This is a genomic window from Rhodanobacter thiooxydans (assembly GCF_021545845.1).
GTDB lineage: Bacteria > Pseudomonadota > Gammaproteobacteria > Xanthomonadales > Rhodanobacteraceae > Rhodanobacter.
In genome coordinates, this window is record NZ_CP088923.1 from 642,187 (window position 1) to 662,807 (window position 20,621).

A 20,621-nucleotide genomic window follows, 5' to 3' on the forward strand; every position below is an offset into this window, starting at 1 on the left:
GCAGTTGTGTACCATCGCCGGTCACGGCATCGCGTGGTGAATCCCTTGCCCCGGAACAAGGACTACGACGAAGACCAACCGACGGCGGCCAACGGCCGTGGCGAGCCCGATGCCGCGTTTCCTGTGCCATCGCCGTGGCGCCTGACGAGCTGGCTGTGGAGCCTGCTGGCGCTGCTGTCGGGGCTGGCGCTGACCGTGTTCATCCATCAGCAGCAGCAGCAGCGGCTGCAGGTCGAGCGCACCTTGATCCGCGACGAGCTGGCCAACAAGGCGCTCGCTTCGCTGCAAGGCCGGCTGCATGCCGCCGAATCGCTGCTGCGTGCCGCGCAATCGCTGTTCCTCTCCTCCGAGGAGGTGGATGAGGGCGAGTACACCGGCTTCTACGCCAACATGAGCCCGCGCGAACAGTTTCCCAGCCTGCTCGCGCTGGCCTACGCGCGGCGCGAGCTGCGGCCGGACGGCGAGCACTACATCACCCGCTGGGTCCGGCCGTTGGCCGGCAACGAGAGCGTGGTCGGGCTCGACGTGGCCACGCAGCCGCACAACTTCGCCAGCCTGCTGGCGTCGCGCGACAGCGACCAGGCGACCCTGTCGGCGCCGTTCCACCCGGTGCAGCTGATCGGGTCCGGCACGGCCGGCGAAGGCATCACCCTGCGGCTGCCGATCTACAGCTCCGGGTCGCCGCCGCAATCCACCGCGGAGCGACGCACCCGCATGCGCGGCTCGATCGCGGCCTCGTTCCGGCTGGAGGGGTTGATCGGCGAGGCGCTGCCCGAGCGGCTGGCGCGCAACCTGCGCCTGCGGGTCAGCGACGTCAGCGGGTCGCAGGTGGTGTTGCTGTTCGACTCGGATACCGGCCCCTGGTGGTCGGGCGCCGATTACCGCTACGAGCGCAGGCTCGCGTATGGCGGACGCACGTGGAGCGTCGAGGTGCGCTCGCTGCCGCAGCGTGCCCATCGCCTGATCGGCGGCGGGCGCGGCATCCTGCTGGCCGGCGTGCTGGGCAGCGTGCTGCTGGCGCTGCTGGTGTACTCGGTCGCCAGTACCGGCCAGCGCGCGCTGGCACAGGGCTGGCGCATGAGCCACCGCTACCGCGAGAGCGAGAAGCGCTTCCGCGCCCTCAACGACTTACTGCCGGCACTGGTGCTGCTGGCCGAGGCCGCCGACGGTACGATCACCTACGCCAACCAGGCGGCGCGCGACCGCCTCGGCCTGCGCGTGACCGAGCGCAAGCTGCCCGAGCTGTTCGGCGACCCGGAGCTGCGTACGCAGCTGCAGCAGGACGACACCCGCGGCTGCGGCCGGGTCGACGCGATCCTGCGCAACGACGTCGGCGACGGCTTCTGGGCCAGCGTGGCGATCTCGCGGGTGACCCTGAGCGGGCGCAGCAAGCTGCTGCTGGTGGCCAGCGACATCAGCGAACAGCGCCAGCTGACTGAGCTGCTGAGTCACCAGACCAGCCACGACGCGCTTACCGAGCTGTACAACCGGCGCGAGTTCGAACGCCGGCTGCACCGCGCGCTGGACGCGACCCAGGACGGCGCGCCACTGGCCGTGCTGCTGTATATCGACCTCGACCAGTTCAAGTTGATCAACGACACCTCCGGCCACCTCGCCGGTGACCAGCTGCTGGCGCAGCTGGCGATCGTGATGCGCAGGCAGCTGGGCGGCACCGACATGTTGGCGCGGCTTGGCGGCGACGAGTTCGGCGTGCTGGTGACCGAGGTGGCCGATCGCGCGGAAGCCGAACGGATCGCCGAGCGCATGCGCCGCTGCATCGACGGCTACGTGTTCATCTGGGAACAGCGCAGCTATATGGTCAGCGCCAGCATCGGCGGGGTCACGATCGACCGCCCCGGCATCCTGGTGAAGAACCTGCTGGCCCAGGCCGACACCGCCTGCTACATGGCCAAGGAGCTAGGCCGCAATCGCGTGCACTTCTATTCCGAGCGTGATGACCAGACGGTGCGCCGGCACAGCGAGATGGAGTGGGCGAACCGCCTGCGCTGGGCCATCGACGAGCACCGCCTGGTGCTCACCTACCAGGAGATCTGGCCGTTGCCGCTGGTCGCCGGCGGCGAGCTGGATGTCGAGGTGCTGCTGCGCTTCCGCGAGGAATCCGGCCAGCTGGTGGTGCCCGGCGTGTTCATGCCGGCGGCCGAGCGCTACGGCCTGATGCCGGTGGTCGACCGCTGGGTGATCGAGACCACGCTGGCGAACTTCGACCGGCTGCATCCGGCCGGCAGCGCGCTGCGCATGGTGGCGATCAACCTGTCCGGCGCTAGCGTCGAGGACGAGGAACTGGCCGGCCGCATCATCGCGCTGCTGCGGCGCTACCGGGTCGAGCCGTCGCGGGTGTGTTTCGAGATCACCGAGACCGTGGCGGTGCGCGACCTGTCGCAGGTGGTGCGCTTCATGGAGCAGCTGCGCGCGGTGGGTTGCCGGATCGCGCTGGACGACTTCGGCGCGGGGATGTCCTCGTTCACCTATCTGAAAAACCTGCCGCTGGACATCATCAAGATCGACGGCAGCTTCGTGCGCGACATGCTCACCGATCCGGTCAGCCACCTGATGGTCAGGGCGGTCACCGACATCGGCCACCGGCTCGGCCTGGAAGTGGTTGCCGAATGGGTGGCCGACGCGGAAACCGTGCGCGCGCTGGCGGCGCTGGGCGTGAACCGGGTGCAGGGCTTCAGCCTGCACCGGCCCGAACCGGCGCTGTTCCAGCGCGACTGAGGCGGCGCTGCCGGCGTCCGCTCAGCGGGCGGCGCTGCTCGCGGCCGCTGCCGGCGAACGCTCGAAGCTGCCGGCGTCGCCGGGGAACACCACCGGGCTCTCGTAGCCGTCGGCGGAGACCGCCGACACGCCGAAGAACCAGTCGTCGATCACCACGTCCTGCAGTATCGCGTGGTCGACGTCGCCCACCGCAAGTGCGTGCTGCCATTGCGCCGCGGTGGTGTCGCGCCAGTGCACCCGGTAGCCGGCGGCGCCGGGCACCTTGCGCCACTTCAGCGTGGTGTCGGTGGCCACGGCGCCGGCGATGTCGATGCCGGTCGGCGGCGCCGGCGCGCGGCTCAGCGCGGCCATGGCGATGATGTTCAGGGCGGTGACGCGGGCGAGGTAGCGAAAGTCGATGCCGTCGATGGTGTCGCCGTAACGGACACCGCCCTCGCTGCGCAGGTCCTGGTGCTGCCGGGTGTAGTTCTCGTGTGCCTCGGTGACTCGCACTGCGGGGTAACCCGCTTCCAGCAACGGCACCTGGTCGCCGCCGCGGCCGTAGCGGTCGGTGCGATAGACCATGGCCACGCGGAAGTCGGGCAGGTAGTTGCCGGCGAGGCGGTCGAGGTAGCGGGCGAGATTGCGCGAAGGCGAATCCACCTCGCCACCGTGGTAGCGGCGATAGTTCGCCTGGGCCGGCGTCTCGTTGCTCTTGGTGCCCTCGGAGAACACCCGCACCGTGGTGTTGTCGGTCACCCCGTTCTGGCCCTGACTGTTGCCCACGATGTCGTTGTTGAGATCGGCTTCCACCTGCCAGCCCTGCGCGACCGCGTAGTCGGCCAGCACCTTGCCGCCGTACAGGCCCTGCTCCTCGCCGGACAGCGCGGCGAACACCAGGGTGGCGTCGTTGTCCTGCTTCGACAGCAGCCGCGCGGCCTCGATCACGGCGGCCACGCCGGAGGCGTCGTCGTTGGCGCCGGGCGCATCGCTGCTGGCGTTCATTACGTCGCTGACGCGCGAGTCGAGGTGGCCGCTCATCACGATCACCCGCTGCGGGTCGCGCTGGCCGCGCTTGATCGCGACCACCTCCATCACCTCGGTGGGCACGGGGATGCGCTTGCCGCTGAATACCTGCGCGGGCGTGACCACCTCGATGCAGCCGCCGCAATCACGCGAGATCGCCTCGAAGCGCGCCTTCACCCAGCGTCGCGCGGCGCCGATGCCGCGGGTGTCGGACTTCGTGTCGGACAGCGTGTGGCGGGTGCCGAAGCCGACCAGCCTGGTGATCGTGGCACGCAGTTCCGCCTCGCTGGGAGCCTGGGCCAATGCGTGCAGCGCCGGCTGTTCGTGCGACATCGCCGGCGGGGTTTGCGCCGGTACGGCGGTCGCGGGGGCCAGCAGGGCGGCCAGAAGCAGAGGGGTGATCCGGGGCATCGCGCGCACTCATCGTCGGCGGAGTCCGCACCATACAATGCCAGCGCGACTTGTCGGCACCCGTTCGTGCCGTCCATCGGCAAGCAGCCCGGTCGTTGCCGACCGGGCTGCGGGTCCGTGCGTTCATCGCCGATGCGCGTCCATGCGCACCGCGGGCTTGCCAGCCGCTTACGGCGTGTAGCTGCCGGTCAGCGTGACGCCGCTGTAGCTGCTGTAGGCACGCACCATGATGTAGTACGTGCCTGGCGTCGGCGCCGAGGCGCTGCAGCTCTCGTTGTTGCCGGTGATGTACGGGCGGCAGTCGTAGCTGGTGGTGGTCGGCGTGGAACCGAGCTTGACGTACAGGTCGGCGTCGCCGGTGCCGCCGGCGATGTTGAAGTTGAGGTTGGTGGCTCCGCTCGGCACGACCATCGTGTAGTACAGCGCGTTGCCGGTGGTTGCGCTCAGGCCGGACACCGGTGCGCCGTTCTGCAGCACGTTGCCGCTGCTGGTGCTCCAGCTGGCCTTGACGCTGACCCCGGAGAATGCGGCGTAGCCGTTCAGCATGACGTAGTAGGTGCCCGCCTGCGGCGAGGCCACGGTGCAGCTCTCATTGTTGCCGGTGAGGTACGGACGGCAGTCGTAGCTGGACAGGGTCGGGGCGGAACCGAACTTGGTGTACAGGTCGGCGTCGCCGGTGCCGCCGGACTCGGAAATCACCAGGTTGCTGGCGCCGGCCGGGATCACCACCGTGTAGAACAGCTGTGCGCCCTGCGCGCCGGACTGGCCGGTGAGCGCCACGCCGTTCTGCAGCACGTTGCCGCTGCTGCTGGCGACCGTCACCGACTGCGTCTTGGTGTTGGTCGCGCCGCCGTTGTCGGTCACCGTCAGCGATACGCTGTAGGTGCCGGCGGCGGCGTAGGTGTGGCTGGGGTTGGTGGCGGTCGAGGTGCTGCCGTCGCCGAAGTTCCACGAGCGCGAGGCGATGGTGCCGTCACTGTCGGTGGAGCTGTCGGTGAAGTTCACGGTGAGGCCGCTGACCGAGTCGCTGAAGTTGGCGACCGGCGGAACGTTGGCCGGCGGTGCGGTGCCACCGATGTTGGCGGCGGCCGTGCTGATGATCAGCTCGCCGCGGCCGCTGGCCAGGTCGTAGCCGACGCTGGCGGTATAGCCGCCGTTGTTGCCCGAGGTGATGTCGTGGAAGGCGGCGCCCGGCAACTGGTACAGCAGTGGTGCGGCAAAGCCCACGCTGGAGCCCTTGATGGCGATGATGCGCGCCCAGGTGCCGGCAAACAGCGGCGCGGACAGGCTGGTGCCGCCGTACTGCTGGGTGGCGCCGTTGACGATGATCTTCGAGCCGGAGTTGGGATCGGCGTCATAGGCAATATCCGGCAGGCCGCGCGTGGTGCCCGGGGCCACGCCGTTCTGCCAGCTCGGCTGCGGCTCGAAGGTGCTGGAGCTGCCGCCGGCGCTGACCCACACGGTGGCGCCGTTCCAGGTGGTGGTGGAAGCGTCCAGCGTGGTGCCGCCCACCGCGACCACGTACTGCGACGCGGCCGGCCAGCTCGGCGTGACGCCGCCGTTCTTGCACTCGTCGGCGCCGGAATCGCCGGTGGAGATCGAGAAGGTCTGTCCCTGCGCCACCGCCTGCTGGAAGATCTGGTCCTGCGCCGCGGCCGATCCGTCGCTCTTCGCACTGGTCTCGCACTCGCCCAGCGACACGTTGATGATCTTGGTGGCGTTGGCGGTGACGATGGTGTTGAAGTCGGCGGTGAGATCCGCGTTGGACAGGGTCGGGATGTTGTAGAAGATCAGGCTGCCGACCTGGCCACCGGCCATGCCGACGACGTCCTGGCTGTCCAGGCTCCACTCGCCCAGGCCGCTGGTGTCGGTGCTGGTGCCGTTGGTGTTGACGGTCTGGGTGGTGACCGTGGCCAGGCCGTTCTGCGAGGTGAACGTGTTGAGGTCGGTGATGGTCTGGGTGATCTTGCCCTGGGTGACGATGCCTACCGGCACGCCGGCCGCCGTGGCCACGCCGTTGCCGCCGTAGATCGAGGAGAACTCGGTCGGGTTGTGGCCGGTCACCGCCTGGGTGGTGTAGGCAGCCTGCACCGGTTTGGCGAAGGTGTGCGCCTGGTGCACGGTCTGCAGGCCGATCACCGACAGCACGCTGTCCTGCAGCGTGGCCGGAATCTGCACGTCGCTGTTGTTCATGAAGGCCATGCGGCCTTCCTTCGTGCGCACCTTGGCGAAGCTGGTCTTGAACGCGGCTTGTGCGGTGTCCGCGCGGCCGTCCGCCGAGACCATCAGGCGATTCGGCGCGATCTTGACGTTGGTGAAGCCGACCGAGCTCAGCCACGCGGCCACCTGGTTTGCCTGGTCCGCGGTCGGCGAATAGTTGGCGACGAACTGCTCGCTCGACATCTGATGCTGCACCATCGACAGCGTCGAGGTCCTGGCCGTGGCCAGGAAGGTGTGCAGTTGGGCCGGGTTGCGCAGCTTCAGCGCCACCTCGACGTGGATCGGTTGCGAGGTTGCCAGCGGGCCGCTGACCACGTCACCCTGGCGCAGCACGGTAGCGTGCTGGTTCAGCGCGACGAAGGTATTGCTGCTGGCCGAGGCGGCGTTGGCCGAGGCGATCGCCGCCAGGCCGATGGCGGCCGTCAGCAGCGTGAGACGGAAATGATTTTGCATCTATGGCTCCCAAAAGTTTTTTCGAGGCAAACGAAGCCGCTGGGGCCGCGTGGACCTCATGGAATGAACGTCGCGGACAGGCGCGACGCGATCGGTTTTGGAATGGCCCAGCGATTCCGTGCGCAGCGGATTCGTCGTACTCCCCCGGAATCGCGCCACGTGGTGGACGTCCGCCGCGATCAGCGCCGGTGCGGAATGTCGTCACGGAACCGTTCGCCAAGCTCCCCATTGGCGAACTCGCTGACGGTAGGATTCACCGCGGAAAACCGTCAATAGGATTTTTTCAGGGAACGGGTGATTTGCATCGCAGGTTTTCGGGATTATCAGACTGTCGGAATGGCGCAAATGCTTGCGATTATCCCGATGCGGTGGCGTGGTCGCCGATGGCTCAGTGGCGCGCCCTGCCACGATAAAAACACCTGCGGAAACCGGTTCGATGGCCATGGATTCGCGCAGGAAGGCGATTATCCATGACGACCAAGCGAGGTTATGCCATCAGCGCAAGAAGTTTCTTCATGGTTGTTTTCCAGGCGTAATTGCTTACGCCACAGATAATATTATCTTGCGCTGCCGTTCAGCCCATGACTGCCTTGTGGTCAGCTGCGATTCATGCGCGAAGCCACGCGGCCCTACCGGGCCGGCGTCACCGCCACCGCGACGCCGGCGATGCGTGCCGCGCGGGCGGCGTGCGACCATGCGCGGGTGACCCGGACCGCGACTCCCCGACTGGCGATCATCGGCGGCGGTCCGGCGGGACTGATGGCGGCCGAAGCCGCGTGCGCGGCGGGCGTGGCGGTCGACCTGTACGAGACCAAGGGTTCGGTGGGGCGGAAATTCCTGCTGGCCGGCAAGGGCGGCCTCAACCTGACCCATGGCGAGCCGCGCGCGCGTTTCGTCGAGCGCTACGGCGCGCGCCGCGACGCGGTGGCGCGCTGGCTGGACGCGTTTGATGCCGAGGCGTTGCGCCGCTGGGCCCGCGGTCTCGGCGTGGAAACCTTCGTCGGCAGTTCGGGCCGGGTATTTCCGCTCGACCAGAAGGCGGCGCCGCTGTTGCGTGGCTGGTTGCACCGCCTGCGCGAAGCGGGCGTGGCCTTCCACATGCACCACCGCTGGCTGGGCTGGAGCGATGGCGCGCTGCGCTTCGCCACGCCGCAGGGCGAACGCACGGTGGCAGCCGAGGCGGCAATCCTCGCGCTCGGCGGCGCCAGCTGGCCGCAGCTGGGCTCCGATGGCGCCTGGGTGGCGCCGCTCGAGCACGCGGGCATCGACATCGCGCCGCTGCAGCCGGCCAACTGCGGCTTCGAGCTGGCGTGGAGCGAGCATCTTGCCAGCCGCTTCGCCGGCGCCCCGCTGAAGCCGGTGGTGGCGCACTGGGTCGACCGCCATGGTGTGGCCCGTTCGCGCCAGGGCGAGTTCGTACTCAGCGAGTACGGCATCGAGGGCAGCCTGATCTACGCGATCGGCGCCGAACTGCGCGAGCAGCTTGCCGAACGCGGCGAAGCCGTGCTGAAGCTGGATCTGGTGCCCGGCTACGACCAAAGCGCGTTGGCCGGCCGCCTCGCCGCACCGCGCGGCAGGCACAGCATCGGCGACTGGCTGCGTCGCCGCGCCGGGCTGGACGCGGCGAAATGCGCGCTGCTGTTCGAGCTCACCGACAAACCCACCCTGGCCGATCCGGCGGCGCTGGCCGCGCGGCTCAAGGCGCTGCCGCTGCACCTGCGCGCGCCGCGACCGGTCGCCGAGGCGATCAGCACCGCCGGCGGCGTGCGGCTGGAGGCAGTGGACGAGAACCTGATGCTGCACGAGCGCCCCGGCGTGTTCTGCGCTGGCGAAATGCTCGACTGGGAGGCGCCTACCGGCGGCTACCTGCTCACCGCCTGCTTCGCCAGCGGCCTACTCGCCGGCCGCGCGGCGGCGCGCCGGCTGCTGGGCGCGTAGCCGGCACGGTTTCAGTCGGCGACCAGGTTTTCCGGTGCGGGTTTCACGGGTTCGGCCGGTGTGCCCTGCTGGGTGCGGCGCAGCACCTGCGGCATGGACCGTCCCACGAAGTCGATGAAGCTGCGCAGCGCCGGGGTGTGGCCGTGGCGCGAGGGATACACCGCGTGCACGTTGCCGGCAGGCAGCGACCACGCCGGCAGCAGCGGCACCATCCGGCCTTCGGCAATCGGCTCGCGGCAGACGAACTGCGGCAGCTGCGCCGCGCCGACGCCGCCGACCACCGCCTGGTACAGCACCTGCAGGTTGTCGCTGATCAGGCTGGGGTGGTGCTCCACCTGCTGGATGCGGCCGTCGGCGGCCTGCAGGTGCCAGAAGTGCCGCCCTTCCGCGCTGATCAGGTCCACGCTGGAAAGGCGCTTGAGTTCCAGCGGCTGGGTCGGCTGGCCCTGGCGCCGCAGCAGTTCGGGGCTAGCCACCAGCACCTGCGGGTCCAGGCCATAGCTGCGCATCACCAGGCTGGAATCCCGGAGTGAATCGCGCACTCCGAATGCGATGTCATAGCCGCCGGCGATCACGTCGACATGGTGGTGGCAGATGTCCAGGTCCACCTGCACCCCGGGGTGCTGCCGCAGGAACTCGATCAGGATCGGCGCCAGCAGCAATTGCGCGAGCAGCACCGGACAGGCCACGCGGATGCGCCCCCGCGGCGCGGCCTGCGCTTCGTCGATCACGCGCTGGGTCTGCTCGGCGGCGGCCAGCAGCAGCCGGCATTGTTCGTAGTAGCGCTGGCCGATCTCGTTGACGTGCGAGCGCCGCGTGGTGCGCTGGATCAGCCGTATGCCGAGGCTGGTCTCGAGTCGCGCCACGCGGAAGCTCAGCTGCGACTTGGCCACGCCCAGCGCCTTGCTGGCGGCGGTGAACGAACCCAGCTCCACCACCTGCACGAAGTAATAGATGTCGTTGAGATCCTGCACGGCGTGTCCAGTGAGTGGCGGGCGAGGCGGTGGATCGAGGGTAACTGTCTTGTTGCGTTACGCAATCATGAGGAATTGTTCGCTGATCATGGATATTAAACGCAATGTGAAGGGACTTATCAATGCATTGCATAAGGGAAATACTACGCCGCAGGACATGGCTGCAGGCGTCAGAGGCGCGTGCTACGCGGGATGGCAGCCGGTCGCCTCGAGTGTTCACGCTAGCCTAAGGAGTTCGAGTCATGCGTGCGATTTCGCTGTTGCTTGCCGTCGTGCTGTGCACCGCACTGAGTGCCGGCGTCATGTTGCTCGGGGCCCGCGATGTGCAGGCCCAGCAGGCGGGCGGCAGCGCCGCGCCGGACCCGCATGCCGCCCCTGCCGGCGGGCTCAGCCAGGGCGACATCGCCAGCATGCTGCCGGCCACCGACATGGGCGCGGGCACGGCGCGCGCCGGCAACCCGCACCCGGCGAGCATGAGCGACAGCCCGGCCACCCCGTTCGACGCCGCCTCGATCCCGGCCAACCCGCTGGCGCCGAACGCCGATGCGATCGGTGCGAAAAGCTGCGTGGCCTGCCACACACAGGAAAACGTGCAGGCCTCGCACACGCTGCACGTGGCCTCGTTCCGCGCCGGTGCGGCCAACACCGGCCCGCAGGCCGCCTGCGAAAGCTGCCACGGCCCGGGTTCCGCACATGCCAAGAACCCCACCGCGCCGGGCCTGATCATCGGCTTCACCCACGACGCGAAGACCTCGCCGCAGACCCAGGTCGGGGTGTGCCTCGCCTGCCATGCCGGCGGCGCGCGCCAGCACTGGATCGGCTCGATCCATCAGAACCGCGGCCTGTCCTGCACCGACTGCCACAACCCGATGGCGCGACTGTCGCCCGAGGGCGTGCTGACCAAGTCCTCGATCAACGAAGTCTGCGCCACCTGCCACCAGGACATCCGTGCCAAGTTCAACCGTCGCTCGCACATGCCGCTGCCGGAAGGACAGATGGCCTGCACCGACTGCCACAACCCGCACGGCTCGATCACCAAGCCGTTGCTGAAGACCGACACCGTCAACCAGACTTGCTACGCCTGTCATGCCGAGAAGCGCGGGCCGTTCCTGTTCGAGCACGCGCCGGTGCGCGCGAATTGCCTCAACTGCCACGACGCGCACGGCTCCAACCAGCAGACCCTGCTGGTCGCGCCGATCCCGATGCTGTGCCAGCAGTGCCACACCGTGACGCGCCATCCGAACGACCTGCAGAGCGCGGCCAACCTCGGCACCGGGCCGTTCCCGGACGAGCGCCTGATGGGCCGCGGCTGCCTCAGCTGCCACACCAACATCCACGGTTCCAACAATCCTTCCGGACCGAAGTTCCACAAGTGACGGAGGCCGACCATGCATGAGCAGAAAGGAAATCGCATGACGCCGAAAACTCTGACGATGGGGCTGCTGGCCGGCCTGTTCGGCATGCAGTGCGCGATGGCCGGCGACACCAGCGGCACCATGCGCGTGGGCGACACGCAATACGGCAGCGCGCTCGACCCGACCGGCTGGGCGCCGATGCTGTACAGCGCCGATCCCGACGGCGTGTCCTGGCTGCACCCCGGCATGCTGCGCACCCCCACCGGTGCGCTGAACCCGTACCCGCCGCTGCCCGATGAGGACCGGCCGATGAGGCTGGACGACTGGAACTACGCCGGGCTGCTGCAGCTCGGCTACCTGCACGTCGGCGGCGATCGCAACGCGGAGTACTTCCGCCAGTACGCCGACTGGAAGAGTGGCGCCGTGCTCGGCCTGTTCGCGCTCGATTTCCACAACCGCCGCACCGGCCAGTACGTCGAGCTGCGTGGTAGCCGCCTCAGCGGCGACGACCAGTTCTACCGCCTGCGTGCCGGCCGCTACGGCAGCTACCGGGTGGAGGGTTTCTACCGCGACATGCCGCACACCGTGTCGACCAGTGCCTACCCGATCTGGAACGGCGTCGGCGGCACCGACCTGACCCTGCCGGCGCCGCTGGTGGCCGGTGCCAGCACGCCGGCGCAGGTGGCCGCGGCGTCGGCCGCCGCGCCCCGGCGCAGCATCGGGATGACCCGCACTCGCGCGGGGCTGGGCTACGAGGGCTTGCTGTACCGCGACTGGATCGGCTCGGCCTCGATCACCAACGAGAAGCGCACCGGCACCCGCCTGTGGGGCGGCTCGATGTTCTTCAACTACCCGTTTCCCAACAACGGCGGCGTGCTGGAAACGGTGCGGCCGACCGACTTCCGCACCACCGACATCAACCTGAGCTTGCGCAACGTGGGCAAGGTGTGGCGCTTCCTGGCTACCTACAACGGCTCGTTCTTCCGCAACCACAAGGACCACCTGAACTACGAGAGCCCGTTCCGCCTGTGGAACGTGGTCGGCACGCCGCAGGTGGCCGACATCAAGAACGGCCAGTTCTCGCTGGAGCCGGACAACGACTACCACAACCTGCGCCTGGATTTGTCGCGCGAGCTGAAGTGGAACGGCCAGTTCACCGTGGCCGGTGCGTGGGGCACGATGCGCCAGGACGACGCGCTGCTGGCGCCCACCACCTGTACCGGAGTGGGCGGCGTCTTCATCGCGCCGCCGGTGGACTACACCTTCCAGTGCGCCAACTGGAACACCACCGATGCACTGTCGCGCAAGAACGCGAACGCGCGCATCGACACCGGCCTCGTCGACGCCCGTGTCAGCTTCCACCCCACGGCGGCGTTCGGCTGGCACGCCGGGCTGCGCTGGTACCGCGAGGACAACAAGACCCGTTATCTCGCCTACAACCCGCTTACCGGCCAGTACGGCTACATCGCCGAGAACGGCTCGATGGGCAGCGTGGTACCCAGCGAGACCGGCATCTTCGACCCGACCAATCCGCTGTACCGGTCGATCAACGTCACCGTGCGCAACAACCCGTTCGGTTACACCGACACCCTCTTCGAGCTGGGCGGCGACTGGCAGTTCGGCCGCAAGAGCTCGCTCGGCGTCGTCTACACGTTCGACCACAACCGGCCGAAATACCGCGAGCGCAAGCGCGTGGACGACCAGCGCATCAAGTTCGACTGGGTCAGCCGCGACGTGATCGGCGCCACCGTTCGGCTGAGCTGGGAATACGCGAAGCGTGACGGCGACAGGTACAACTACGATCCGTTTGCGCAGTTCCTCTCCGAATCGCTGCCCGGTTTCGTCGAGCCGGTCGACGGCCTGCCGGCGTACACGGTCGCCGATATGCGCAAGTACGACCTGTCCGACCGCACCGAGAGCAAGGCGCGCGCGATCATCACCTACCCGTGGGGCGAGTCGGCCACGCTGTCGGCCACCTTCTACGGCAACCGCGACCGGTACGACGCGCTGATCGGCCGGCAGAGCACCCGCACCACCGGCGCCACCGTGCAGTGGGACTGGCAGCCGACGCCGGCCACCACGGTGAACGCCTACCTCGGCGCGGAAACCTCGCGCCTGGGCATCTCCAACGTCGGCGACGCGGACAGCCGCGACAACGGCAAGGCGCTGGGTACGCCCGGCCAGACCAACCCCAACCTCGGCGGCCCGCTGTACCCGTTCGCGAACCAGTGGTGGGAACTCGACCGCGAGAGCAACCGCAACGGCGGCTTCAGCCTCAGCCACGACTTCGGTCGTGTGCGCGCCGACGTGCGCTACGACTACAACGGCTCGTTCGGCCACGTCGGCTACAGCTACGCCACCATCGGCGCATTGGCCAACCGCGTGCCGGCCGCGGTGGCGGCCGCGGCGGCGGGCTTCCCCGACAACAAGTACCGCAGCAACACGCTCGACCTCGGCCTGAACTTCACCATCAACCGCAACGTCGGCGTGCGCCTGTTCGGCCGCTACCAGACCGGCGCCTTCAGCGATTGGCACTACGCCGGCTTTGACAACAAACTCAGCTACGACCACCGGCTGTACATCGACAAGGGCGGTCAGCTGCACTACAGCGTCAGCCTGGTCGGCGCGATGCTGAACCTGAAGCTGTGAGGAGCGCCGTGATGACCTCTCGTACCAGCCTGCTGTGCATGTTCCTGTTCGGCGCGGGCCTCGTCGCGGGCGCCGGGGCCAGCGAGCCACCCCACACCCACATCCCACCGACCAAGGTCGTTGACCTGCGCCGCCTGCAGCCAGTCAGTGGCGATGCCGCCGCCGGCGCCAGCAAGGCCACGGTATGCGTGGCCTGCCATGGCGCACGCGGCCTGTCGATCGCGCCGAACTTCCCGAACCTGGCCGGGCAGTCGGCCACCTATCTGTACGTGCAGATGAAGGAGTTCCACGAAGGCCAGCGCATCGGCACGGTGATGAACGGCCAGTCTGCGACACTGAGCGACGCCGATGCGCGCGACCTGGCCAGCTACTACGCCGCGATGGCGCCGAGGCCGGCCGGCCGGACCGATGCCGCGTCGCGCGGCGCGCAACTGTACCTGGCCGGCGATCCGGCCAAGGGCATTCCGCCCTGCCAGGGCTGCCACGGCCCGGACGGGGCCGGTCCGCGGCCGCATGCCAGCAGCGCGCCGCAACCGCCGTGGGCGGCCTTCCCTCGCCTGCGGGGCCAGTCCGGCCAATATCTGGCCCATGAGCTGCACGACTTCAAGACCGGCGCGCGTGCCGGCACCAGCAACGCAAAGGTGATGCAGGACGCGGCCGCCATGCTCGACGACGAGGACGTGCAGGCGCTGTCGGTCTACCTTGAAGCGTTGTGATGTCGGCGGGGCTCAGCGCGCCGGCCGCTTCACCAGCTTGATCTCGAACAGCTGCGGCCAGCACTTGCCGGTGACGAACAGGCGTTTGCGCGCCGCGTCCCAGGCGATGCCGTTGAGCACGTCGTCGCCGGGGTCCGGCAGCCGGCTGATGTCGAACAGGCCGGTGAGGTCGATCCAGCCCGTCACCTGCCCGCTGGCTGGGTCGATCCGCGCGATGCGGTCGGTCAGCCACACGTTCGCGTAGATCTCGCCGTCCACCCATTCCAGTTCGTTGAGGTTGCGCACCGGCTCACCGTCGGCGGTGACGTGGATGCGGCGCACCACCTCGAGCGTCTCCGGATCCAGCACGCGCAGCACCGGCGTGCCGTCGCTCATGTACAGGTGCGTGCCGTCGCGGGTCAGCGCCCAGCCCTCGCCCTCGTAGCGGAAGCCGCGTTGCGGCGTGAGGCTGGCCAGCTCGTAGACGAAGCCGGTGCCGCTTTGCCAGGTGAGCTGCACCAGGCGATCCTTCCAGTCGACGATGCCCTCGCCGAAATACTGCTTCGGCAGGCGATGGCGCTGCACCACTTCGCCGGTTTCCAGCGCCACCTTGCGCACGCTCGACTGGCCGACCTGGCCGGTGCTCTCGTAGAGGTAGCCGTTCTTGTAGAACAGGCCTTCGGTGTAGGCGCCGGTATCGTGCGGGTAGGCACGCACCACCTTGTAGCCGTAGACCGGGATGGCGGCCTGCGCGGCGGCGCTGCCGGCGAGCAGGGCGAGGGCGAGGAGGCGGCGGGGCCAGCGCGGCATCGGGTCGGCTTCCAGAAGGCGGGGTGCCTAGCCTAGCGGACGCACGCGGAAGTTGCGGCCCTTGATCCGCCCGGCGCGCAGGCGCTCCAGCGCCTTGTTCGCCAGTGCACGGCTGATCGCCACGTAGGCACGGGTGGCGAACACGTCGATCTTGCCGATGTCCTTCGCCTCCAGCCCGGCGTCGCCGGTGAGCGCGCCGAGGATGTCGCCGGGGCGCAGCTTGTCCTGCCGGCCGGCGTCGATCACCAGCGTCTTCATCGGCGCCAGGTGCAGGGTCTTGCCGCGCGGCGGCGCGAGCTTCAGCGTGCGCCATGGCAGCGGCACGCCCTGCGCTTCCTCGATGTTCGCCGCCTTCGGCCGCTCGCGCGGCGTGCACAGCGTGATCGCCAGGCCCGTTTCGCCGGCGCGGCCGGTGCGGCCGATGCGGTGGGTATGCGTGTCCGGGTCATGCGCCACGTCGTAGCTCAGCACCAGCGGCAGCGCGGCGATGTCCAGTCCGCGCGCGGCCACGTCGGTGGCCACCAGCACGTTGCAGCTGCGGTTGGCGAAGCGCACCAGCACCTCGTCGCGATCACGCTGCTCCATGTCGCCATGCAAGGCCAGCGCGGAGTAGCCGCGGCGGTCCAGTTCCTGCGCCACCGCGTCGACGTCGCGGCGCATGTTGCAGAACACCAGCGCGTGCTGCCCGCGCTCGCCGGCGAGCAGTTGCGCCAAGGCGTCGAGCTTCTGTGCGGGCTCCACTTCGATGAACTGCTGCTCGATCGCTGATCTTCGCGCGGCCGGCGCTTCCACCGTGACCACCACCGGGTCCTTCTGCACGCGCTGGCTCGCCGCGCGGATCTCGTCCGGATACGTGGCGGAGAACAGCAGGGTCTGGTGGTGCTTGGCGATGCGCCCGATGATGTCGTCGATCGCCTCGCTGAAGCCCATGTCGAGCATGCGGTCGGCCTCGTCCAGCACCAGCACCTTGATGCCGCCGCCGTGCAGGCTGCCGCGCTTCAGGTGTTCCTGCACGCGGCCGGGCGTGCCCACCACGATGTGCGGATCGTGGCTGAGCGAGGCCAGCTGCGGCCCCAACGGCATGCCGCCGCACAGGGTCAAGAGCTTCACGTTGGGGATGTTCGCGGCCAGCTTGCGGATCGCCTTGCTGACCTGGTCGGCCAGTTCGCGGGTGGGGCACAGCACCAGCGCCTGCAGCCGGATCGTGTCCGCATCCAGCGCCTGCAGCAGGCTCAGCCCGAACGCGGCGGTCTTGCCGCTGCCGGTCTGCGCCTGCGCGATCACGTCGCGGCCTTGCAGCATCGGCGGCAGGCTTTGCGCCTGCACCGGGGTCATCTCGGCGTAGCCGAGCGTGTCGACACTGGCGAGCAGGGCGGGTTTGAGCGGGAGCGTGCTGAACGTGGGCATCCGCACATGATCGCATGGCGGCCGTCGCGCCACGGGCTTGCATCCGGCCGCCGGCTCGCGGACCCTGTACGACCGTCGCCCCACGAATCGCCGCCATGGATACCGTTTTCATCGAAGACCTGCGCATCGACGCCGTCATCGGCGTCTATGAATGGGAACGCCGGGTGCGGCAGACGCTGTCGTTCGACATCGAGATGGCATTCGACAATACCGTGCCGGCGGCCAGCGACGACATCGCGCTGACGCTGAACTACAAGGACGTGTCCAAGCGCCTGATCGGCTACGTGGAAGCCTCCAGCTTCGGCCTGGTCGAGACGCTGGCCGAGCGCTGCACGGCGATCATCCGCGAGGAGTTTGGCGTGGCCTGGGTGCGCCTGAAGCTGTCCAAGCCGGGTGCGGTGCGCGGTGCGAAGGCGGTCGGCGTGTGCATCGAGCGCGGCACGCGGCGTTAGAGCCTCGTCAATGATGGTGCGCGTCTACCTCAGCCTGGGCTCCAACCTCGAACCGCGCCGCTATCTGCCCGCGGCGATCGCCGAGTTGCGCGCGCGCTTCGGCGAGCTCGCGGTGTCGCCGGCGTATCGCAGCAAGTCGGTGGGCTTCGACGGGGCGGATTTCGTCAACCTGGCGGTGGGACTGGATACCGACCTTCCGCCCGAAGTGCTGAACGACTGGCTGCACGCGCTGGAAGACCGCCACGGTCGCCGTCGCGACGTGCCGCGCTATGCGGACCGCACGCTGGACGTCGACATCGTGTTCTACGGCGCGCTGGTGCTCGACGGCCCCGGCCACCTGCAGGTGCCGCGCAAGGAATTGCGACATGCGTTCGTGCTGCGCCCGATCGCGGACATCGCGCCGGCGTTCCGGCACCCGCAGAGCGGGCGCAGCATGGCCGAGCTGTGGGCGGCGTTTCCCGCCGCCAGCGAGCCGCTGCAGGTCGAGTCGCTGGCGGACTGAACCGGGTGCGCTTTGCGCGCTTTCGCCGCTCGCGGCAGCGCTCGGCGGACCGGCTCCGGTCAGAGCTTGTGAAGAAAACCACATCCTGTGGTTTTCTTCAGTCGCGAGTCCGGTACACGCCCGGACTCGCTCACATGAAACAGTCACTGGCGTGACTGTTTCATGTCCGGCCCTCGGGCAACCGCTCCCTGCGTTGCCTCAACTCGGGCATCGGGCAACTGCTCCTGCGTTGCCTCAACTCGGGCATCCATGCCCTCGCCATGCCCTCGCCGTGGCCGGCCTGAGAGGTTGAAAAAATCACAACCTCTCAGTGCGGCCAGCGCGAGCGGCGGCTTCATGAACATCGAAGGCGAACTCATGGTCGCTGCATGCCGATCGGGCCTGCGAGGGAGTGCGGGGTCGCACCTGGCCATGGTCGGCGACTACGGTGCCATCGTGCTCGACATGCTGCTGCCTGGGTTGGCCGGCGTGGAGCTGTGCCGCAAGCTGCGCAAGGACGCCGGGATAGTCACGCCCGTGCTGATGCTGAGTGTGCGCGGCTCGACCGACGACAGGATCGATGGCCTGTGGATCGGCGCCGACGACTGCCTGGCAAGACCCTTCGCGGCGAGGGAGCTGCTGGCCCGCCTGTCGGTGCTGATCCGCCGCGATCGGCGCCAGGTCTCCGCCGAGGTGCCGATCGTCAACGACCTGGGGCCGGAAGTGCGGATCTTGCGTGCGACGCGCGCCGGTTGCGCACTCAACCTCTCGCCATCTGCCTCAAGCTGCTGACCATAAGCTCATGCGCGAATCGCCGCACATCGTGAAAAGGCGGGACCTGACCACACCGCCATGACGGCTGCATTGGCGTCAGCGCTCCCGCGGATCGCCCGTGTTTGGTCCGGCGCGGATGCCTACGGCTTTTCCAGCCGCCGCAGGAACACGCCCATTTCCTTCTCGGCCTGCTTGTCGCCGCGCGCGGCCGCCGCGGCGATGCCACGGCGCCAGGCATCGGCGGCCGCCGCGGCGTCGCCGTGGGCCAGGCAGGCCTTGCCGAACAGTTTCCACGCCGCCGAATAGGTCGGGTCGAAGTCGAGCGCGCGGCGCAGTTCGTCGGCCGCCGCGCCGGCGTCGCCTTCGGCCAGCAGCGCGTTGCCCAGCGAGAAGCGCAGCAGCGCACCGTCGCGCGGGCCGCCGCATTGCTGGCGCAGGTTGGCGATCAGGTTCGCGCTCATGGCTGCACGCGGTAGCGCCAGTCGTCGGCCGGGTAGATCCGGGTCGGCTGGGCCGGTTCCGGCGGGATCAGCCCGGCGCGCAGGTCGGCCAGCGAGGTGGCCGGCCAGACCACCAGCCACGACGAACGGAATGGCTGCGCCAGCAGCGCGTAGCGCAGGTCGTTCGCATCCGGTCTGTGTACGTGCAGCACGATCAGGCCGTTGGGATGGGCGCGGGCGAAGTCCTGCACGGCCTGGTTCTGCACCACCGGGTTGCCCAGTAGTTCCGTGATCGGCCGGGTCAGCCGGCCCTCGAAATGGAACTGGCCCTCGTAATTGCCGAGGAAGGCGATCGCCTGGTTGGCCTGGTCGGCGGCGCCGAGCAGGCGCGCGGCGGGGCGCAGGTCGTAGCGCGGCCACAGGGTCAGCGTGAACAGCGTGTTGAGCGCCAGCACGCCGATCAGCCCGGCCACCGCCAGGCGGCGCAGCTCGCCGCGGCCGCGCAGCAGCAGCAGTGCGCCCAGCAGCAGGAACACCACGCTGAAGTAGCGGCTGTACGGCGCCGCCGCGTCGGCCCACTCGCCATGCAGGTGATTGCCCGCCACCAGCAGCGGCAGCAGGAACAGCGCCACGGCAAACGCGATGCCGCCCACGCCCAGCGGCCAGGTGCCGAGCCAGCCGTTGTAGGCCAGGTTCGGCCGGCGCTCGCGCAGCACGGCGATCGCACCGGCCAGCAGCAGGGTGATGCCGCCGAGTTCCGGCAGCGGGTAGTACAACTGCTTGCCGCTGATCAGCGACAGCATGAGGAAGGTGGGCAGCAGCCAGCACAGCGCGAAGCGCAGACCCGCTTCCAGCGGCCGGCGCAGCGCGGTCACCGCCAGCCAGGCGCGCGGCCAGCCGCTGAACGGGAACAGCATCACCGGCAGCCACAGCAGATAGAACCAGATCGGTTCGGCGTGGTTCTGCAGGTCCTTGCCCTGGGCCAGCTTGTCGACCACGCGGCCGGCGGTCTGGGTGAAGAACAGCCGCTGCCGGTACGCCCCGCCGCCGGAGTAGCCAGCCGGCAGCGCCCAGGCCAGCAGCATCGCGCCGCCGAGCAGCAGCGCCAGCAAGCCGCGGCCGTACCAGCGCGCGCGATGCTGGCCGGCCCAGTCGTTCCACAGCGGACCGAGCAGCCAGGGGAAGACCACGTGCAGCAGCATCACCGGGCCCTTGGTCAGCAGCCCGAAACCTACACACAGGCCGAACAACAACCAGCGCGGCTCGCTGCGTTGCGCCTTCGGCGTCAGGCACAGCAGCGCAGCCAGCGTCCACACCGCCAGCAGTACGTCATACATGATCTGCAGGCCGAACAGGAACGCGTAGCCGAACGCCAGCAGCATCCACGGCGCCGCCTTGGCCATCCACGGCCGCTGCGGGAACAACCGCCGGGCCAGCAGTGAGACCAGCACCAGTTGCGTGCCGCCGACCAGCACCTCCAGCACGCGCGGCCAGACGTCATTGACGCCGAAGGCGAACCAGCCGGCGTGGATCAGCCAGAACAGCAACGGCGCCTTCTCGCTGTACGGCAGGCCGTTGATGTGCGGCACCAGCCAGTGGCCCTGGTTCCACATCTCCCACGCCACCGCCAGGGTGCGGGTGGAATACAGCGGCATCGGCCCGTGCGAGAAGATCGCCAGCAGCGCCACCACCGCCCACAGCGGCAGCCAGGGCCAGACCGCACGCAGTTGTTCGGAACGGTTGTAGGGAGGGCTCATGGACACGGGCAGGCTCATGGCGGGCGGAAGACGGATTCTAGACCGCGCGGGGCGACGGCAAGTC

At 68.9% G+C, this 20,621-nt stretch carries 15 protein-coding genes; 8 read left to right on the forward strand and 7 right to left on the reverse strand.

Translation table 11 applies throughout. From position 1 onward, the window contains the following. Positions 1-36 precede the first annotated feature (36 nt). Entirely contained in the window at positions 37-2,736 is a 2,700-nt protein-coding gene (locus LRK53_RS02790; protein ID WP_037090020.1) for a bifunctional diguanylate cyclase/phosphodiesterase, read from the forward strand. A gap of 21 nt (positions 2,737-2,757) precedes the next feature. Here LRK53_RS02790 and LRK53_RS02795 read toward each other — a convergent pair whose 3' ends face one another. Next, complete coding sequence (locus tag LRK53_RS02795) at positions 2,758-4,152, reverse strand: M20/M25/M40 family metallo-hydrolase (RefSeq protein ID WP_027493237.1); 1,395 nt, start codon at positions 4,150-4,152, stop codon at positions 2,758-2,760. Between the two features lie 168 nt (positions 4,153-4,320). Beyond that, positions 4,321-6,825, reverse strand: a complete 2,505-nt coding sequence (locus LRK53_RS02800; protein ID WP_027493238.1) for a pre-peptidase C-terminal domain-containing protein — start codon at positions 6,823-6,825, stop codon at positions 4,321-4,323. Between the two features lie 666 nt (positions 6,826-7,491). On the opposite strand from LRK53_RS02800, the gene LRK53_RS02805 reads away from it, so the two are divergent. After that, entirely contained in the window at positions 7,492-8,763 is a 1,272-nt protein-coding gene (locus LRK53_RS02805; RefSeq protein ID WP_081666639.1) for a TIGR03862 family flavoprotein, read from the forward strand. An 11-nt stretch (positions 8,764-8,774) separates the two neighbouring features. Here LRK53_RS02805 and LRK53_RS02810 read toward each other — a convergent pair whose 3' ends face one another. Then, on the reverse strand, positions 8,775-9,737 hold the full coding sequence (locus tag LRK53_RS02810) for a LysR substrate-binding domain-containing protein (RefSeq protein ID WP_051257602.1): 963 nt from the start codon (positions 9,735-9,737) through the stop codon (positions 8,775-8,777). A 242-nt stretch (positions 9,738-9,979) separates the two neighbouring features. Between LRK53_RS02810 and LRK53_RS02815 the strand changes: the two genes are divergently transcribed. Genes LRK53_RS02815 through LRK53_RS02825 form a run of 3 tightly spaced genes read left to right on the forward strand, consistent with a single transcriptional unit; the run spans position 9,980 to position 14,457 of the window. Further along, the gene (locus tag LRK53_RS02815) at positions 9,980-11,113 is read left to right on the forward strand and encodes a DmsE family decaheme c-type cytochrome (protein WP_027493240.1); all 1,134 of its coding nucleotides are present in this window, start codon (positions 9,980-9,982) and stop codon (positions 11,111-11,113) included. A gap of 36 nt (positions 11,114-11,149) precedes the next feature. Further along, positions 11,150-13,741, forward strand: a complete 2,592-nt coding sequence (locus LRK53_RS02820; RefSeq protein WP_235642483.1) for an MtrB/PioB family outer membrane beta-barrel protein — start codon at positions 11,150-11,152, stop codon at positions 13,739-13,741. A gap of 11 nt (positions 13,742-13,752) precedes the next feature. Beyond that, positions 13,753-14,457, forward strand: coding sequence for a c-type cytochrome (locus LRK53_RS02825; RefSeq protein WP_027491583.1), 705 nt, complete (start codon positions 13,753-13,755; stop codon positions 14,455-14,457). Between the two features lie 12 nt (positions 14,458-14,469). Here the strand turns inward: LRK53_RS02825 and LRK53_RS02830 are convergent, their stop codons facing one another. Further along, the gene (locus tag LRK53_RS02830; protein ID WP_027491582.1) at positions 14,470-15,246 is read right to left on the reverse strand and encodes a glutaminyl-peptide cyclotransferase; all 777 of its coding nucleotides are present in this window, start codon (positions 15,244-15,246) and stop codon (positions 14,470-14,472) included. Between the two features lie 27 nt (positions 15,247-15,273). Next, complete coding sequence (dbpA, locus tag LRK53_RS02835) at positions 15,274-16,653, reverse strand: ATP-dependent RNA helicase DbpA (protein ID WP_027491581.1); 1,380 nt, start codon at positions 16,651-16,653, stop codon at positions 15,274-15,276. 95 nt (positions 16,654-16,748) lie between these two features. Here dbpA and folB point away from each other — a divergent pair, with 95 nt between their 5' ends. The 3 genes from folB to LRK53_RS02850 all read left to right on the forward strand — a co-directional run bounded on the left by folB (position 16,749) and on the right by LRK53_RS02850 (position 18,378). Continuing rightward, a complete protein-coding gene (gene folB / locus LRK53_RS02840) occupies positions 16,749-17,105 on the forward strand; it encodes a dihydroneopterin aldolase (protein WP_027491580.1) in 357 nt (118 codons plus the stop codon). A 13-nt stretch (positions 17,106-17,118) separates the two neighbouring features. Beyond that, entirely contained in the window at positions 17,119-17,607 is a 489-nt protein-coding gene (gene folK, locus LRK53_RS02845) for a 2-amino-4-hydroxy-6-hydroxymethyldihydropteridine diphosphokinase (RefSeq protein ID WP_027491579.1), read from the forward strand. A 336-nt stretch (positions 17,608-17,943) separates the two neighbouring features. Next, positions 17,944-18,378: a response regulator gene (locus LRK53_RS02850; protein ID WP_185754668.1), complete on the forward strand. Its 435-nt coding sequence runs from the start codon at positions 17,944-17,946 to the stop codon at positions 18,376-18,378. 122 nt (positions 18,379-18,500) lie between these two features. Here the strand turns inward: LRK53_RS02850 and LRK53_RS02855 are convergent, their stop codons facing one another. Both LRK53_RS02855 and LRK53_RS02860 read right to left on the reverse strand, forming a co-directional pair. Next, the gene (locus LRK53_RS02855) at positions 18,501-18,821 is read right to left on the reverse strand and encodes a tetratricopeptide repeat protein (RefSeq protein ID WP_027493242.1); all 321 of its coding nucleotides are present in this window, start codon (positions 18,819-18,821) and stop codon (positions 18,501-18,503) included. Continuing rightward, complete coding sequence (locus tag LRK53_RS02860; RefSeq protein ID WP_027493243.1) at positions 18,818-20,557, reverse strand: ArnT family glycosyltransferase; 1,740 nt, start codon at positions 20,555-20,557, stop codon at positions 18,818-18,820. Before LRK53_RS02860 ends, LRK53_RS02855 begins: the two co-directional genes overlap by 4 nt. Positions 20,558-20,621 lie beyond the last annotated feature (64 nt).

Excerpts from the sequence above, each read along its gene's own strand:
- LRK53_RS02795 (WP_027493237.1), bottom strand. The coding sequence starts at position 4,152 with ATGCCCCGGATCACCCCTCTGCTTCTGGCCGCCCTGCTGGCCCCCGCG.
- LRK53_RS02800 (WP_027493238.1), bottom strand. The coding sequence starts at position 6,825 with ATGCAAAATCATTTCCGTCTCACGCTGCTGACGGCCGCCATCGGCCTG.
- LRK53_RS02805 (WP_081666639.1), top strand. The coding sequence starts at position 7,492 with ATGCGTGCCGCGCGGGCGGCGTGCGACCATGCGCGGGTGACCCGGACC.
- LRK53_RS02815 (WP_027493240.1), top strand. The coding sequence starts at position 9,980 with ATGCGTGCGATTTCGCTGTTGCTTGCCGTCGTGCTGTGCACCGCACTG.
- LRK53_RS02820 (WP_235642483.1), top strand. The coding sequence starts at position 11,150 with ATGACGCCGAAAACTCTGACGATGGGGCTGCTGGCCGGCCTGTTCGGC.
- LRK53_RS02825 (WP_027491583.1), top strand. The coding sequence starts at position 13,753 with ATGACCTCTCGTACCAGCCTGCTGTGCATGTTCCTGTTCGGCGCGGGC.
- LRK53_RS02830 (WP_027491582.1), bottom strand. The coding sequence starts at position 15,246 with ATGCCGCGCTGGCCCCGCCGCCTCCTCGCCCTCGCCCTGCTCGCCGGC.
- dbpA (WP_027491581.1), bottom strand. The coding sequence starts at position 16,653 with ATGCCCACGTTCAGCACGCTCCCGCTCAAACCCGCCCTGCTCGCCAGT.
- folB (WP_027491580.1), top strand. The coding sequence starts at position 16,749 with ATGGATACCGTTTTCATCGAAGACCTGCGCATCGACGCCGTCATCGGC.
- folK (WP_027491579.1), top strand. The coding sequence starts at position 17,119 with ATGGTGCGCGTCTACCTCAGCCTGGGCTCCAACCTCGAACCGCGCCGC.
- LRK53_RS02850 (WP_185754668.1), top strand. The coding sequence starts at position 17,944 with ATGAACATCGAAGGCGAACTCATGGTCGCTGCATGCCGATCGGGCCTG.
- LRK53_RS02855 (WP_027493242.1), bottom strand. The coding sequence starts at position 18,821 with ATGAGCGCGAACCTGATCGCCAACCTGCGCCAGCAATGCGGCGGCCCG.
- LRK53_RS02860 (WP_027493243.1), bottom strand. The coding sequence starts at position 20,557 with ATGAGCCCTCCCTACAACCGTTCCGAACAACTGCGTGCGGTCTGGCCC.